The sequence below is a fragment of the Cystobacter fuscus genome, from assembly GCF_044360685.1.
GTDB lineage: Bacteria > Myxococcota > Myxococcia > Myxococcales > Myxococcaceae > Cystobacter > Cystobacter fuscus_C.
In genome coordinates this window covers 8,462,302-8,477,830 of the sequence record NZ_CP043491.1, presented here as the reverse complement: position 1 = coordinate 8,477,830, position 15,529 = coordinate 8,462,302, and the positions used below count along the sequence as shown (strand labels likewise).

At 70.5% G+C, this 15,529-nt stretch carries 15 protein-coding genes; 8 read left to right on the top strand and 7 right to left on the bottom strand.

All coding sequences use genetic code 11. The features are described 5' to 3' along the window. Nucleotide 1: 1 nt before the first annotated feature. Entirely contained in the window at nucleotides 2–1,024 is a 1,023-nt protein-coding gene (gene truD, locus F0U63_RS34685) for a tRNA pseudouridine(13) synthase TruD (RefSeq protein ID WP_395836726.1), read from the top strand. Between the two features lie 117 nt (nucleotides 1,025–1,141). Here the strand turns inward: truD and F0U63_RS34680 are convergent, their stop codons facing one another. Next, nucleotides 1,142–2,650, bottom strand: a complete 1,509-nt coding sequence (locus F0U63_RS34680; RefSeq protein WP_395836724.1) for a thrombospondin type 3 repeat-containing protein — start codon at nucleotides 2,648–2,650, stop codon at nucleotides 1,142–1,144. Between the two features lie 19 nt (nucleotides 2,651–2,669). After that, entirely contained in the window at nucleotides 2,670–2,993 is a 324-nt protein-coding gene (locus tag F0U63_RS34675; protein ID WP_002621496.1) for a DUF4398 domain-containing protein, read from the bottom strand. Between the two features lie 161 nt (nucleotides 2,994–3,154). Here F0U63_RS34675 and F0U63_RS34670 point away from each other — a divergent pair, with 161 nt between their 5' ends. Together F0U63_RS34670 and F0U63_RS34665 are read left to right on the top strand one after the other, a co-directional pair. After that, complete coding sequence (locus F0U63_RS34670) at nucleotides 3,155–4,141, top strand: HEAT repeat domain-containing protein (RefSeq protein WP_395836722.1); 987 nt, start codon at nucleotides 3,155–3,157, stop codon at nucleotides 4,139–4,141. Beyond that, nucleotides 4,138–5,052, top strand: a complete 915-nt coding sequence (locus tag F0U63_RS34665) for an N-acetylmuramoyl-L-alanine amidase-like domain-containing protein (RefSeq protein WP_395836720.1) — start codon at nucleotides 4,138–4,140, stop codon at nucleotides 5,050–5,052. Before F0U63_RS34670 ends, F0U63_RS34665 begins: the two co-directional genes overlap by 4 nt. Nucleotides 5,053–5,087: 35 nt before the next feature. Here F0U63_RS34665 and F0U63_RS34660 read toward each other — a convergent pair whose 3' ends face one another. Both F0U63_RS34660 and F0U63_RS34655 read right to left on the bottom strand, forming a co-directional pair. Further along, nucleotides 5,088–5,528 (bottom strand): hypothetical protein, encoded by a 441-nt coding sequence (locus tag F0U63_RS34660; protein ID WP_395836718.1) that lies wholly within the window; start codon nucleotides 5,526–5,528, stop codon nucleotides 5,088–5,090. 61 nt (nucleotides 5,529–5,589) lie between these two features. Continuing rightward, a complete protein-coding gene (locus tag F0U63_RS34655) occupies nucleotides 5,590–5,958 on the bottom strand; it encodes a response regulator (protein ID WP_002621492.1) in 369 nt (122 codons plus the stop codon). A 154-nt stretch (nucleotides 5,959–6,112) separates the two neighbouring features. On the opposite strand from F0U63_RS34655, the gene hpf reads away from it, so the two are divergent. The 3 genes from hpf to F0U63_RS34640 all read left to right on the top strand — a co-directional run bounded on the left by hpf (nucleotide 6,113) and on the right by F0U63_RS34640 (nucleotide 9,940). Then, nucleotides 6,113–6,457 (top strand): ribosome hibernation-promoting factor, HPF/YfiA family, encoded by a 345-nt coding sequence (gene hpf / locus F0U63_RS34650; protein ID WP_395836715.1) that lies wholly within the window; start codon nucleotides 6,113–6,115, stop codon nucleotides 6,455–6,457. A 126-nt stretch (nucleotides 6,458–6,583) separates the two neighbouring features. Next, complete coding sequence (locus tag F0U63_RS34645) at nucleotides 6,584–8,662, top strand: MXAN_5187 family protein (RefSeq protein ID WP_395836713.1); 2,079 nt, start codon at nucleotides 6,584–6,586, stop codon at nucleotides 8,660–8,662. A 390-nt stretch (nucleotides 8,663–9,052) separates the two neighbouring features. After that, nucleotides 9,053–9,940, top strand: coding sequence for a serine protease (locus tag F0U63_RS34640; RefSeq protein ID WP_395836711.1), 888 nt, complete (start codon nucleotides 9,053–9,055; stop codon nucleotides 9,938–9,940). Between the two features lie 31 nt (nucleotides 9,941–9,971). Here F0U63_RS34640 and F0U63_RS34635 read toward each other — a convergent pair whose 3' ends face one another. The 3 genes from F0U63_RS34635 to F0U63_RS34625 are packed head-to-tail and all read right to left on the bottom strand — an operon-like array spanning nucleotide 9,972 to nucleotide 13,462. Beyond that, complete coding sequence (locus F0U63_RS34635) at nucleotides 9,972–11,201, bottom strand: HlyD family secretion protein (protein ID WP_395836709.1); 1,230 nt, start codon at nucleotides 11,199–11,201, stop codon at nucleotides 9,972–9,974. Between the two features lie 3 nt (nucleotides 11,202–11,204). Then, the gene (locus F0U63_RS34630) at nucleotides 11,205–12,833 is read right to left on the bottom strand and encodes a DHA2 family efflux MFS transporter permease subunit (RefSeq protein ID WP_395836707.1); all 1,629 of its coding nucleotides are present in this window, start codon (nucleotides 12,831–12,833) and stop codon (nucleotides 11,205–11,207) included. A gap of 5 nt (nucleotides 12,834–12,838) precedes the next feature. Further along, nucleotides 12,839–13,462: a TetR/AcrR family transcriptional regulator gene (locus tag F0U63_RS34625; RefSeq protein WP_395836705.1), complete on the bottom strand. Its 624-nt coding sequence runs from the start codon at nucleotides 13,460–13,462 to the stop codon at nucleotides 12,839–12,841. 170 nt (nucleotides 13,463–13,632) lie between these two features. On the opposite strand from F0U63_RS34625, the gene F0U63_RS34620 reads away from it, so the two are divergent. Together F0U63_RS34620 and F0U63_RS34615 are read left to right on the top strand one after the other, a co-directional pair. Further along, entirely contained in the window at nucleotides 13,633–14,889 is a 1,257-nt protein-coding gene (locus F0U63_RS34620; RefSeq protein ID WP_395836703.1) for a DEAD/DEAH box helicase, read from the top strand. 167 nt (nucleotides 14,890–15,056) lie between these two features. After that, entirely contained in the window at nucleotides 15,057–15,485 is a 429-nt protein-coding gene (locus F0U63_RS34615) for a very short patch repair endonuclease (RefSeq protein ID WP_395836701.1), read from the top strand. Nucleotides 15,486–15,529 lie beyond the last annotated feature (44 nt).

The following is a 15,529-nucleotide window of genomic DNA, read 5'->3' as shown; positions in this document are numbered from 1 at the left end:
CATGGCGGCCGCCGAGCGGCCCCGGTTGACCCAGGACGTTCCCGGGTGTGGCGGTGCCTTCAAGCTCGTCCCCGAGGACTTCGAGGTGGAGGAGCTCCCCGCCTACCTGCCCTCGGGGGAGGGGGAGCACCTCTACCTGTGGCTGGAGAAGCGGGGCCGCGACACCCGGGAAGTGGTCAAGGCCCTGGCGGCCGCCCTCGCGGTGGACGAGGGCGAGGTGGGCGTGGCGGGAATGAAGGATCGCCAGGCCATCACCCGGCAACTGCTCTCCGTGCCCGCGAGGGCCGAGCCGCGCCTGTCCGGCTTCGCGCTGGAGGGCGTGAGCGTGCTGTGGAGCAAGCGCCACGGCAACAAGCTGCGTACCGGGCACCTGCGGGGCAACCGCTTCCGGTTGCGCCTGCGTGACGTGCGGGACGTGGGCGCGGCGCGCGAGACGCTCGCCCGGCTCGAGGCGCGCGGCCTGCCCAACTACTTCGGGGATCAGCGCTTCGGCCGCGAGGGCGACAACGCGGATTTCGGCCGCCTGTTGGTGCTCGGCCAGCGGCTGCCGCGCCGCCCCGACAAGTTCCAGCGCAAGCTCTACCTGTCCGCCTTCCAGTCCCGCCTGTTCAACCGGGCCCTGGTGGAGCGGCTGCGCGCGGGCACCTTCGACACGGCGCTCGCGGGCGACGTGCTGCGCCGCGAGGACTCGGGGGGCCTCTTCGTGTGCGAGGCCCCCGAGGTGGACGCTCCCCGCGTGGCCGCCTTCGAGGTGAGCCCCGCCGGCCCGCTCTTCGGGCCGAAGATGACCGCGGCGGCCCAGGCGGTGGCCGAGGCCGAGGCGAGGCTGCTCGCGGACGAGGGCGTGACGCTGGAGGACTTCCGGCGCGGCGGTGACGAGACCCAGGGCGGGCGCAGGCCCTACCGGGTGCGGCTCGGCGGCGTGTCGCTGGAGGTGGAGGGCGCGGACCTGCGGCTCGCGTTCGAGCTGCCCAAGGGCTCCTACGCCACCGAGGTCCTCCACGAGCTGCTCAAGGACGGCTGAGCGCCTCGCCGGGCGTCCGTTCCAGACATCACCCCCCTGAAATGGAAGGAGGGTGCTCGCGGCCTGGTGGCGCGCGGCACCCTCCCGGGGTTCCCCTCCCGAGTGGGAGGAGGGGCGCTACTGCTCGACGATGTTGAACTCGGTGCGGCGGTTCTCCGCGCGGCCCTTGGCCGTGAGGTTGGAGGCGATGGGCTTCTCCATCCCGTAGCCCACGGCCTGCATGCGGCCCGGATCGATGCCGCGCTTGAGCAGCTGCGCCATCACCGAGTCCGCGCGGGACTGCGACAGCTTCATGTTGTTGACGGCCTTGCCCACCGAGTCCGTGTGTCCCTCGATGCGGATCTTCTTGATGGTGGGCATGTCGCGCAGCGCCTGCGCCACGTCATCGAGGATGGTGAAGCTCTCCTTGCCGATGATCTTCGCCGAGCCGGAGGCGAACTTGATCTGCTTCTTGATCTCGATCTTGTCCTTCTTGACGACCACCATCTTGTACTTCTTGGGGCAGCCGCGCTCGTCCTTCACGCCGGGCTCGTCCGCGCACACGTCGATGCGGTCGGGGATGCCGTCCTGGTCGCGGTCCGGATCCGGGCAGCCGCGCAGCTCCTGGGTGCCGGCCTGATCCGGGCACACGTCCTGGCGATCCATGATGCCGTCGCCGTCCTTGTCCGTGTCGGCGCAGCCGCCGTTCTCCAGGGGGCCGGCCGCGAGCGGGCAGCGATCGATGGCATCCGGGATGCTGTCGTTGTCGTTGTCGAGGTCCGGGCAGCCATCCTCGTCCTGGAAGCCGTCCTTGTCCTCGGACTCGTCCGGGCACTTGTCCTGTGCGTCCTCGATGCCGTCGCCGTCCTTGTCGGTGCGGGGGCAGCCCAGGCTCTGGATGGGCCCGGAGGCGTCGGGGCACTTGTCCGCGCTGTCGAGCAGCCCGTCGCCGTCGTTGTCGAGATCCGGGCAGCCATCGGAGTCCTCGTGGCCGTCCTTGTCCTCGGGCTGCTGCGGGCACTTGTCCACGTCGTCGGGGATGCCGTCGCCGTCACTGTCCGAGGGCGCATCCTGCGGGCAGCCCTGGTTGGACAGGGGGCCGGGCGTCAGCGGGCACTTGTCGTTGCCGTCCAGCACGCCGTCGCCGTCGTTGTCCGGCTCGGGGCAGCCGTCCGAGTCCTCGAAGCCGTCGAAGTCCTCGGCGCGGTCGGCGCAGGGGTCGTCCTTGTCGGGCACGCCGTCGCCGTCGGTGTCCTTCTCCTCGATCTGCACCACCACCTGCTGCTGGGGCCGGGGGGTGGTGTCCGCGGGCGTCTGCTCCTGGGCCTCCGGCTGCTGCTCCTTGCCGTAGACGACCCGCGGGGGCGCGCAGTCCTTGGAGAGATCGAGCGCGCGCTTGATGGCGGCCTCGGCGGTGCGGATGTGCTCGGAGGCGCGGTAGCTGGCGCCCTGGCCGAGCTCGCCCCGGGCGAAGTCGAGGTTGGCCTCGGCGACGGCCAGCTCCACGGGGGCACAGCGCATGGCGCCGCTGCGGCGGGCGCGCTCGACGCTGGCCTGGATGACTTCGGAATCCGCGCGGACCTTGTTCCCGCTCACACAGGAGGAGCCGAGCAGCAACAGCAGCGCGGTGGCGAAGAGACGTCGCATCGGTAGGGGGCTCCCTGCGTCAGGGGTTGGGGCGGGGGGAGGCAGCGCCGTCGGTGTTGTCATTGGCCACGGCCAGGGCCTTTTCACGCGCCTCGGCGGCATAGCGCGCGGCCTTCTCGGCGAAGTCCACGCCGGACTGGTAGTCCGAGTAGCTCACCTCTTCGCGCGCCTTGTGGATGTAGAGGTTGGCGGCCGTCCACTCGTAGGGCGCGAGCGTCTCGGCCCCGGCGGTGCGGGCCGCCTGGATCTGCACCTCGGCGTCCAGCAGGTGGGAAGTGGACTTGATGGGGCCGCAGCCGCTCAGGGCTCCCGCCACCGCCACCAATACGAGGAGTCGCTTCATCGGAGAGGCCTCGGCTTCAGGGCTGGAAGACACTGGGAGGGGTCGTATCAATCGCCCCGGGGAGGGTCAAGAATCGGGGCGAAGGACGTCCCGGAGGGAGGAAGCAGGCCCGGGCCGGGTTTTTGACAGGCCCGCGCGGGGCTTGCCATCCTGCGCCCCCCGTGGGAACCCCGCTCGTCCGCCTGCTGCTCCTGTTGCCCCTCGTGTCCTCCCTCGCCGTCGCCGCGCCCCCCTCCGTGCAGAAGCGCATGGGGCGCCGCGCCGAGACCCAGGCGCTCGTCGAGCAGGTCATCGACGGAGCCCTCCCGGTGCCCACCGCCATCTCCCGCCTGCGCATCCTGCGCGAGGAGCCCTACGCCGCGCAGCAGCTCTCCCGGGGCATCTCCCAGGCGGTGGAGCCGCGGCGGCTGCGCGACCTGGTGGCGGTGCTGGCCGGCCTGGAGACGCGCGCGGCCGAGCCGCTGCTGTCCCAGCTCGCCGGACACGAGGACAGCGCGGTGCGCATGTACGCGGCGCAGGGCCTGGGGCGGCTGGGCAGCAAGCGCGTCGACGTGTTGTTGCCGCTCTTGCAGGACAAGTCGTACGGGGTGCGCCGCGAGGTGGCGCGCGCGCTGGGGGCCAGCCGCGATCCCCGGGTGGGCAAGACACTCGTCACCCAGGCGCGCACCGAGGAGGATCCCCAGACGCGCGTGTTGCTGCTGGAGGCGGTGGGCGCCGCGGGGGACAAGAAGCAGGCCAAGGCGCTCGAGGCCTTCCTGGATGACAGCTCGGAGAGCACGCGCTTCGCCGCGGCCCGGGGGCTGTGTCTGCTGGGCGCGCCCGAGGGCTTCACCTTCGCGAAAAAGCTGCTCGCCTCCGAGGACCGGTTCGTGCGCCGCCAGGGGCTCGGGCTCTACGAGGGGCTGCCGGTGAAGCAGACCGGGCCGACGCTGCGTCCACTGCTCGAGGACAAGGACCGGAGCCTCGCGGCGGGCGCGGCCCGCATCCTCGCCCAGGGCGGCGACAAGACGATGGTGTCCTGGCTGGTGCTCGCCTCGTGGAACGCCAACGGCGAGGAGAAGCTCACCTACGAGAAGGAGCTGGAGACGCTCCAGCTCGCGGATGACGAGCGCAAGGCCATTCTCCGCGCGGCGGGGGTGGCGAAATGATGGCCGCGGCCCTGGTGGCGGCCGTGCTCGCCCAGGTGGTTGCTCCGGCGCCGCCGCCCCGGATGGCGAAGGCGGGGGGCGCACTGCCTTCCGGTGCCCCCGTGGTGTGGGCCTCGCTCGGCGAGCGGGAGCGGGCCGACCTCATCTCCGGGGACGCGCTGCTGCCCCTGGGCGAGCGGCTGCTGCGCGTGAGCGAGCGCTTCCTGGGCACGCCCTACGTGCACTCGCCCCTGGGGGAGGGCAGCGGGGTGGATCCGGATCCCACCTTCCGGCTGGACGCGGTGGACTGCCTCACCTTCGTGGAACAGTCCGTGGCCCTGAGCCTGGCGCGCTCGGCGGCGGAGGTGCCGGGACTGCTCGAGCGTCTGCGCTACGCCAACACCCCCTCCTATGAGGACCGCAACCACCTCATGGAGGCCCAGTGGCTGCCTAACAACCAGCGCAAGGGCTTCCTCGTGGACGTGACGCGGCGGCTGGGGGGCGCGGACACGGTGCGGGTGAGCAAGACGCTCAACGCGCTCACCTGGCGCTCGCGCTCCTCGCTCGCCCTGGGCCTGTCCCCGGCGCACCAGCCGCGGGGCACCTACGCGCTCGACATGATTCCCCTGGAGCGGGTGCTGGCGCATGCGCGGCAGGTGCCCTCGGGCAGCATCCTCGTCGTGCTGCGCGAGGACCTGCCGCTCAAGGCCACCCGGGTGACTCACCTGGGCTTCGTGGTGCAGAAGGGCCGCCGTACCTGGCTGCGGCACGCGCGGCGGGGCGTGGATGGCAACGGCCGCGTGGTGGACGAGGACCTGGAGAGCTTCCTCGCGCGCAACGCCAGGTACGACAAGTGGAAGGTCACCGGCGTGAGCCTCTTCGAGGTACGCGCGCCCTCGGAGACCGGTGCTTCGGCCGCCTCCACGCCGTAGCGGCTCCGAGGGGACGGGCCGGGTTCACGCCGGGTTCACAACGTGCCGGGCGGCAGCGAGCCTTCCGTCTCCCGCTCCTCTTCCTCGGCGGCGAGGGCGGCCTCGGACGCGGTCTCCTCCAACTGCCGCTTCTCCTGGGCGATGAGCTGCACGGCGCGCTCGAGGAACTCCTCGCCCACCATGATCTCCCACCAGGGCTCCAGCGCCCCCGTGGTGAGCACGTCCACGGAGCCCGAGCGGCGCGGCCGGATGAACACTGGGATGCGTTGGATTTCCAGCAGCCGCACGTAGTCCTCGGCGGTGAAGGGATCCTCCGCCGTGGCCGCCCGGACGAACTTCCGGGTTTCTCCCTCACCGGGCAGCGGGATGTGGCGCTGGCGCATGGCCTCCGCGTCCACCAGGGCACTTCCGGGACAGTCCGCACACTCCGTCACGCCCTCCTGGTACTCGGAACCGCACTGCATGCAGTATTTCATCGTGCCTCCCTTCGCAGGACCTACACCCTGGCAACCAAGCACGATTTTAGCACGCCCCGCCTCAGTGCCTGGCTGCTTCCCCCAGGCTTCCGACGACGGCTGACAAACGCTCGACATCAATCGGTTTGCGCAGCACCACGTCGCAGTAGCCAGAGTCCACGTTCGAATATCCGGACACGAGCACCACTCCCGCCTTGGGCTGCCGGCTCTTGACCTCCTGGGCGAGCGCCGTTCCACACATGCCCGGCAACGACTCGTCCGTGACCACCACGTCTGGATGGTCGTCCACGAACGCTCGCAGCCCCGCCACCCCATCCGCGGCGGTGATGACGTCGAAGTCCAGCTCGAGCAGCTCCGCGAGGAGCTCGCGGCTGTCGCCGTCGTCCTCGACCAGCAGGACCTTGATCCGCTCTCCGATTCGCTCACCCATTCGAACGCTCAACCTAATGACGACACGAAAACATCCCCATGGAGCCTTGCTCCTACCCTTGGAGAGCGGCCGGGCGGGCACGTTCGTGTGTCCCCCCCGCTCACCGAATGCGCCGGGACTGCCCACTCTGGGGAGACCAAGGGGAGGTGACACCATGAAGGTGTTGATGCGAGGAGTCCATCTGCAGCTCACGGACTCGCTTCGGGACTATGCGACGCGGCATCTGGTGGACCCCATCGCGAAGTTCATCGACGATGAGGCGAGCGAAGTGGATATTTCCCTCGTGGACATCAATGGCACCAAGGGGGGCGTGGACCAGGAGTGCCGGGTGACCGTGCGTATGGCGGGCTTCTCCAGCATCCACGTGACCGAGACGGCCGAGACCATGTTCCAGGCCATCGACTCGGTGCGCGACAGGCTGGAGAACACCATCAAGCGCACCGTGGAGAAGCGCCGGGACGTCAGCAACGACGGCCTGCCCCAGGACGTGCGCTTCTAGCAGCCCGCTGGAGCCCGGACTCCTCGTCTGGTGTCCGGGCTCCCAAGCGTTGGGGAGCGAACCTTGCTGGTCCCGAGGGGGGGGCGGTATAACCCGGCCTCCACCCCGAGGGCGTAAAGGTCGGTGATGGTTCGCTTCAAGTTCTTCGTTTTCGCGCTCCTGGTCCTCGGACTGGGAGTGGCGCATCTGCCCCTGGTCTCGAGCCCGCTCAGCGCCGAGGCCGTGAAGGGGGCCGCGTCACCGGCCACCGCCGCCATTTCGGAACTGGCCCGCGCCCTGGAGGCGCGCCGTTCCTCCGTGCAGGCCCTGGCCCTCTCGCTGGCTGGCAATCCCGAGGTCGTCGCCGCCGTGCAGCCCCAGGTGGAGGCGCTGCCCCGGGGCAAGGGCATCCGCATCGTGGAGCCGCCCGTGGGCGAGCGCTTCAACGCGCTGCGCGCCGCCGTGGGCGAGCGCGTGCCCAAGCCGCTCGAGGACTCGCTCGTGCTCGGCCTCGTCACCGCCGAGGGCGCGCTGTACGCGCATGGCACGGGAGAGGCGAGCGCGGATGAGCAGTTCGATCCGCGCTCCCAGCAGAAGGTGGGCAGCGAGGGCGCGGTGGCGGACGCGTTCGGCGCGCCCCACGTCTTCTTCTCCGTGCCCGTGCTGTGGAGCCCCGACGGCGGCCACGCCCAGGTGGCGGCGACCCTGGTGCTGGGCGCCCCGGTGCTGCACAGGGCCTTCCTTGAGTCCGCGGCCGTGAACTCCGGCGTCGCCGCGCTCGCGCTGGTCCAGGGCAACCAGGTGCTGGAGAGCGCGGGCGCCGAGAAGGAGCTCGTGACGAAGGCGCTCGAGAACGTGGGCGCGGGCAAGTCCGGCCAGGTGGTCGAGCGCGGCAGTGTGCGCAACCTGCTGGCCCAGGTGCCGCGCGTGCGCCTGCCCCTGCTCACCCATCCCTCGGACACCCTGGGCGGCGATGCTCCGCTCGCCGTGGGCTCGCGCCAGTCGCTCGGTGGGGACCTGGAAGCCGTGGCCGTCACCAGCGTGCGGCCCTTCATGACCGCGCTCGCCAACTACCAGCACGACGCCCTCTTCGCGCTCCTGGGCCTGCTGGGCTTCTCGCTCGTGTGGACGCTGTTGATGGGCGCGGACCGTCCGTCGGCCGCGACCGCCGCGCCGAAGAAGCAGAAGAAGGGCGGCAAGCAGCAGGAGGAGCCGGCCAGTGCTCCGGCGGCGGGTCCCGCGCTGGCCTCTTCGCCCCTCGCCGGTCCGGTGTTCCTGACGCCCGCTCCCGAGCCACCCACGGCGGGACCGGAGGACTTCCCGTTCTCCGACTCGCCCGCTCCCGCGCGTCCCGCCGCCGCGACCTCCGCGCCGGAGACCCCCTTCGACGCCCCCTCGGACACCAATCCCTTCGCGGCGCCGCCCGAGCCCGCCGTCACCCGGGCTCCCGCTCCCGCCGGGGATCTCTACCCCTTCGCCACCCCGGAGGTGCCGCGAGGCGGAGATCCGTTCGGCACGCCCACGGTGCCCGGCAAGGATCCGTTCGGCACGCCCACGGTGCCCGGCAAGGATCCGTTCGCCTCCCAGGGTGGGGCGTCGCTGCCCTTCTCTTCCACGGATTCCGCGGCGAGCGTGCCCGCGGCTGCTCCCCGGCGGGGCGCCGCCTTCGCCTTCGAGGATCACCCGACGGCGGCCTACTCGCTGCAACAGGCGGCGGACCCCTTCGCCGCGGCCACCGCGCAGGCGCGCCAGAATGGCGGCTTCGATGAAGAGGGCGGCTCGCCCGAGCCGACGCGCGTGGCGGCCATCCCGCGCGAGCTCCTCGCGCGCTCGGCCCGGCCGATGACGGGCGAGGTCAATGTGCCTCCCTCGGCGCTGGGCCTCCACCCCGGCGTGGCCTCGCCGATGAACGCGCCCCAGCAGCAGGCCGGTGTCACCACGTCGCCATTCGGTACGGGCGCGGGCGCGGCGACGAGCGCGAGCACGGGGGCCGGTGCGGTGGCCTTGTCCGAGGAGCAGCACTTCCAGGAGGTCTTCCGCGAGTTCGTGCAGACGCGCGATCAGTGCGGCGAGCCCCAGGACGGCCTGACGTACGACAAGTTCGTCGCCAAGCTGCGCAAGAACCGCGAGCAGCTCGTGCAGAAGTACGCGTGCAAGACGGTGCGCTTCCAGGTGTACGTCAAGGAGGGCAAGGCCGCCCTCAAGGCCACGCCCGTCAAGGACTGACGCCGGCCACGCGGCGCGACTCGGCGCCGCGCGGGGCCGGACTCGCCCGTGCACACACGAGGCCGCCACCCCGCCGGAGCGTGCGGACCCTTCGATTGAAATTCATTGCAACGAGAGCAGTGCATTCCCTGGCATTGCTTTCGAATGAAATGGCGCCCGGCTCCGCCTCGAAGTCCAACTCCAGACCGTGACTTCGTCCGGCGTACGTCCTCGATATCCTCGAACCAGGTGATGGAGGGCTGCTCTCCGGGGAGGAGCTCGCTCACCTTCTCGGGCTCAACCGCCGCCGCGCGGAGTCGTGAGACGAGATTGGAATTTTCGAGCAAGGCTTGACGGTACTGGCTCACCTCACGGTGCAGTTGCGGCACCTTCCCCCATTATCGAGGTTCCATGGTTTCATCATCCATCACGCGTCGTTGGGTAATCGCCGGCACGGTGTCCCTGCTGGCTGGTTGTGGTCCCGAGTCTGTCGATCAGCTTCGTGCGCAGGAGACGGTGCTTGCCTCCGAGCAGGAGATCGTCGGCGGCACCAACACGACGATCGCCGCCAATCCCTGGCAGGTGTCCCTGCAGGACAGCTCGGGCGAGCACTTCTGCGGCGGCTCGGTCCTCAACGAGAACTGGATCCTGACCGCGCAGCACTGCGTGAACCAGGGTGGCACCATCAGCATGCCTGCACAGGTGGCGGCGGGCAGCACCATTCTCGAGGGGATAAACTCCTCCAGACAGATTCGCCCGGTCGCCGAGATCATCATCTACCCGGGCTACGTGGATGTGAACCAAGGCAAGGACGTGGCGCTGCTTCGCCTGTCCGCGCCGCTGGACCTGAGTGGGGCGAACGTGAAGGCCATCCCCCTCGCCACGGCGGCCGACGAGGCCGCGGGCATCACCGCCGAGGGCGTGGTGGCGCGCGCCACTGGCTGGGGCGCGCTCAGCGGCGATGGCTCCGCGTTTCCCGACAGGCTGCAGGCGGTGGACGTGAGCTTCCTGAGCAACAGCGCGGCCCAATCCTCCTACGCGGGGGAGACCATCGGCACGGACCAGCTCGCCGCGGCCTCGCCCGGCAAGGACTCGTGCCAGGGTGACAGCGGCGGTCCGCTCACGGTGCTCAAGAACGGCACGCGCGTGCTGGTGGGCGTCGTGAGCTGGGGCGAGGGTTGCGCCGACTCGCGCTACCCGGGCATGTACGCCCGCGTGGGGTCGTTCGAGAGCTGGATCGCCTCGAAGATCAGCGGCGGTGACTCGACGACGGCGCCGCTGTCCGAGACGGGCCTCTAGGGAGGGAGCCGCAGCTCGCCCACCCGACCGTTCACGGCGAGGTGTGGACGGTGACCTCGGCGGAGAGGCCGGCGCGCAGCTCCAGCTCCCGCGGGGGATTCACCCAGGCGATGCGCACCGGGACGCGCTGCACCACCTTCACGAAGTTGCCCGAGGCGTTGTCCGGCGGCAGCAGCGAGAAGCGCGCGCCCGTCCCACTCGACAGGCTCTCCACGCGGGCCTCGATGCTTTCGCCCTCGAAGGCATCCACCTTCACCGTCACGCGCTGGCCCGGGTGCATGTGCCCCACCTGCGTCTCCTTGAAGTTGGCCACCACGTACGTCGCCGGCGGGACGAACTCCCCCAGCGTCTGGCCGGCCGACAGCAACTGCCCCTCGTGCACGGACAGCTTGGACACCTGGCCATCCGCGGGCGCGGTGATGTGCGTGTACTCCAACTGCAGCCGGGCCTGCTCCAACTGGGCCTCGGCCGCCTTCACCCGGGCATGGGCGAGCTGCGCGTTGGCGCGGGCCGCGGCGATCTTCGCGTCGATGGGCGCGCTCTGATCCAACTGCCCCCGGGCCTCGGCCACCCGGCTCTGGGCGACGTGCCGGCCTTCCTCGGCCGCGGCGAGCTGCGCCTTGGCTCCCTGCAGCGCGGCCTGCGCGGCCTCGTGGGTCGCCACCGCGTCATCGTAGGTCTTCTGGGAGACAGCCTTGGCCTCCATCAGCTGCTTCGTGCGCTCCAGGTCCAGCGTGGCGCGGTGCGCATCCGCCTCGGCGCGCGCGAGCGCAGCGCGGGCCACGGACACCTGGGCCTCGGCGCTGCTCACCCCGGCGCTGGAGGTGGATACGAGGGCACGCGCGCTGGAGAAGCCACCCTTGGCGCCCGCCTCGGCGACGGTGGCCTGGGCGTCGGCGGCCTGCGCCTGCGCCCGCGCCGATTCCAGCTCCGCCTCGGCCTGCTTCACCCGGGCGGTGTAGTCCCGCGGATCGATCTCCACCAGGACGTCGCCCTTGTGCACGGGGGCGTTGTCGGCCACGAGCACGCGCAGCACCGGGCCGCCCACGCGCGTGGCCAGCGGCACCACGTCCGCCTCCACCTGCGCCGCGTCCGTCGTCTCCTGCCCGCGCGTGGCGACCAGATAGCCGCCGATGCCGAGCAGGAGCACGGCCACGAGGAGGCCGAACACGAGGAAGCCACGGCGGCCCTTCCTGCGTGACTGCGCGAGGACTTCGGCCGGTACTTCGGGTTGAACGAGGGGGGTCGCTGTCGAGGCCATGTTTCAGATCTCCACGTCGATATGAACGGGTTCGTTGGGCCCGGAACTGGCGGGCTTGGACTTGAGGAAGAGCACGAGCGGCATCACCACCAGGAAGAGCAGGGCCGCGAGCAGGAAGAGCTTGTCGAAGGCGAGCACCATGCCCTGGCGCGCGGTGAGGCCCGAGAGCATGCGCAGCGCCGCCTCCTGGGCACTGGCGAAGTCCATGCCGCGCGCGAGCATGCCGGCGCGCAGCTGGGCCACGCGCTCCATCACCTCGGGGCGCGTGGGCGACAGGTGCACCGAGAGCGCCGCCGTGGCCTGGGTGCCGTAGCGCGACAGGAGGCTGGCGAACACCGCCAGGCCGATGGAGCCGCCAATCTGGCGCAAGAGCGAGCTGAGGCCCGTGGCGTCCGGCATCCGGTGGCGCGGCACGCCCGAGAGCGCCACGGTGGACAAGGGCACCAGCATCATCGAGAAGCCCAGCCCCTGCAGCAGGATGGCCCCGATGATGTCGTGCGTGCCGGTGTCCAGGTTGAAGTGGCTCATCTGGTAGACGCCCAGCCCGGTGATGGCCAGCCCCGCCGCGATGAACACCTGCGGCGGGAAGCGCGTATAGACGCGCCCGATGATGGGCATGATCGCCAGCATCAACAGCGTGCGCGGCATCAGCGCGAGCCCCGACTGGGTGGCGGTGAAGCCGAGCAGCTCCTGCATGAACATGGGCAGGAGGAACATGCTCGCCATGAGGATGGAGAACATCAGCGCGCTGAGCAGGGTGCCCGAGGTGAAGATGGGATCCTTGAAGAGGCGCAGGTTGACCACCGGCGCCACGGCGGTGAGCTCGCGGATGACGAAGGCCACCAGGCAGATACCCGCCAGGAGCGCGCAGACGACGATCTCCGTGGACTCGAACCAGTCGTGGCTCTGCCCCTCCTCGAGGAAGTACTGCAGCGCCGCGAGCCCCACGCACAGCAAGAGGATGCCCTGCCAGTCCAGGTTCTTGCGCTGCTTCTCGCCCTCGAGGCGGTTGGCGATGAGCAGATCCTCCGGCTCGCGCACGAAGCGCATGACCATGAAGAAGCCGAGCACGCCCACCGGGACGTTGATGAAGAAGATCCACGACCAGTGGAAGTTGTCGACGATGTAGCCGCCGAGCGTGGGGCCGATGGCGGGCCCCACCATCACCGCCATGGAGAAGAGCGCCATGGCCATGCCCTGCTCCTTGGGAGGGAACGTCTGGCGGAGGATGGCCTGCTCGGTGGGCTGGAGCGCTCCGGCGCCAAAGCCCTGGAGGGCCCGGAAGAGCACGAGCGAGGGCAGATCCCACGCGAGCCCACACAGGAACGAGCCCACCACGAAGAGCGCGAGGCAGGAGAGGTACACGCGCTTCTGCCCGAAGAGCCGCCCGAGGAAGGCCGTCAGCGGCATCACCATCACCGTGGCGAGCGCGAAGCCCGTGGTGGTCCAGGTGATCTCCTGCACCGTGGCGCCCACGGCACTGCGCAGCTGGGGCATGGCCACGTTGACGATGGAGGAGTCGATGGCGCCCATGAGGGTGCCGAACGTCACCGACAGCGTGACGAGCCACTTGTTGGGCGGCGCCTGGACGGCGAGGGCTCCGCTCGGAGCGGGCAGCGCGGCGGAAGACATGGGGGCTACACCTCGATTCCCTTCAAGAAGACCTGGAGCAGCACGTCCGCTCCCCGCTGGAGCTCGTCGCTCCGCTTCGCCTCGGCGGCCCGCAGGAGCAGCGCGCGCACCATTCCCACCAGCAGCGAGGCGTGGAACTCCGAGCCCTCGCGCCGCACCTCGCCCGCCTCCACCCCGCGCCGCACGAGCAGCTCCACCCGCTTCGTCAGCTCCACGATCGTGCCGCCCTGGGCGGGAACGATCGGGCCGCGCAGGGCCTCGGACTGCATCGCCAGGGCGAAGAAGCGCGAGTGCTCGCGGAAGTGGCTGAACACCACGGCGAGCAGTGCCTGGAGCTGCTCGCGGAAGGGCCGCCCCTCCACCTCGGCGACCACCGCGTCCAGCTTCTCCACCAGCGCCTCGCGCCGCGTGCGCAACAGCTCGCGCAGGAGCGCCGTGCGATCCTCGAAGTGGTTGTAGAGGGTGCCCACCGACACGCCCGCCCGCTCGGCGATGTCCTCCATGCGCGCGCCGAAGCCCTGCTCGCCCAGCACCTCCTCCGCTGCCGCGCGGATGGCCTCCGTCGTCGCTTCCTTCAGCCTCGTCCGCAGCCGGGGCACGGGGGCTTTCTTCGCTGAATCCCGATTCATTTTCTGAGTTCTGATTAACTCCGCGCCTGCCTGCCGTCAATGGAGGGGGGTGGTTGGTGCCAGGCGTCCATGCGGACGAGGACTCGGAGTCCTGGCTGGGACGCCTGGAGAGGGTGGGGGGGACGAAAGGCCCGGTGGTCCTACCTCGGGGGGCGTGATACCCCGGCCGGGTGACCGACACCTTCGCCCAGCTTGGACTGTCCCCCGAGTCGCTCGACGCCGTGCGTCGTGCCCGGTTCTCACGGCCCACCCCCATCCAGGCGAAAGCCATTCCTCCGGCGCTCGAGGGGCGGGACGTCATCGGGTGCGCGGCCACGGGGACGGGGAAGACGGCCGCGTACGTGCTGCCCCTGGTGGAGCGCCTGGCGGGTCAGGAGGGGACGCTGGGGCTGGTGCTGGCGCCCACGCGCGAGCTGGTGCAGCAGATCTCCGAGACGGTGCGCTTCTTCGGCGAGTCGCGCGGGGTGTCCCACGCGGTGGTCATCGGCGGCGAGGACATGGGGGCACAGGCGGGGGCGCTCGAGCGGCGGCCCACGCTGGTGCTGGCCACGCCGGGGCGGCTGGTGGACCTGTTGAAGTCGGGCCTGGTGGACTTCACGCGGCTGCGGACGCTGGTGCTCGACGAGGCGGACCGGATGCTGGACATGGGCTTCCAGGAGCAGCTCGAACGGATTCTGGCGGCGCTGCCCCGCCGGAGGCAGACGCTGTTGTTCTCCGCGACGCTGAGCCCGGACGTGAGCGCCTTCGCGGCGGCGGAGCTGCACCGGCCCGTGCGGGTGGAGGTGACGCGCAGTGGCACGCCCGCCGAGCGCGCCGATCAGCGGCTGTACGTGGTGAAGCCCGAGGAGAAGACGGCGCTGCTGCTCGCGCTGCTGGCGAGGGACGAGGCGACGGCGCTGGTGTTCGCGGGGACGAAGGAGCGGGCGGACAAGGTGCACAAGGCGCTGCAGCGGGCGGGGTACCGGTGTGGGGTGCTGCACGCGGACCGGACGCAGAACCAGCGCAACCAGGCGATGAAGGCGTTCCGGGAGGGGACTTACCGGTGCCTGGTGGCCACGGACATCGCGGCGCGGGGGCTGGACGTGGAGGACGTGGGGCACGTCATCAACTACGACCTGCCGCACGCGCCGGAGGACTACGTGCACCGGATTGGACGCACGGCACGGGCCTCGGCGAGCGGGGTGGCCTCGACGTTCGTCACGGCGAAGGACCGGCAGATGACGGAGAAGATCGAGCGGGTGATGCGCGCGAACATTCCCCGGCAGGAGGTGCCGCGCGAGGATCCGGTCTTCCAGGCGGAGATGGCGCGGCGGGAGGCCGCCCAGCGCGACCCCGGGCCGCCCCAGAAGGACCACGGCGTGAAGAAGCCCGAGGGACAGGCACCCGGGCGGCACGCGCGGACGCACGGACGCACGCCCCGGAAGTAGACGTTCTCCCAGATGCGTCTCGAACGTGGACGAGCGGGCGTGTCGCGCCTCGTGTGCTCAAGTTCCACTCGATGGGGTTCGCCCGCCTGGGTACACTACTTCGGAGATGACCTCCGAGGGATGACCCCTTGGGTTCGCTGGCTCTGAGCACGAGGGAGGGTTTCCGCATGGACACGATGACCCCCGCGGAACGAAGTGAGCGCATGGCGCGGGTCCGCAACAAGGACACCAAGCCCGAGTTCCGCGTCCGGCGTCTCGTCACCGCGATGGGGTACCGCTACCGCCTGCACTACAAGAAAGTCCCGGGTCATCCGGATCTCGCCTTTCCGGGCCGCAGGAAGGCCATCTTCGTCCATGGCTGTTTCTGGCACCGGCATCCTGATGCGGCTTGCCCGCTCGCCCGCCTGCCCAAGTCGAGGCTGGAGTTCTGGCTGCCGAAGCTCGAGGGCAACCGGGCCAGGGACTTGCGCAAGGAGGCGGAGCTGAGGGAGCGGGGATGGGCGGTCTTCGTCGTCTGGGAGTGCCAACTACGAGACGAGGCGTCCCTGGGTCAGATGCTCCGCCTCTTCCTGGAGCCGGGTGGGGAGACCACTTAACTCCCTGGATTCCCAGCGCCGTGACCGACGGTGTCGACTCGATG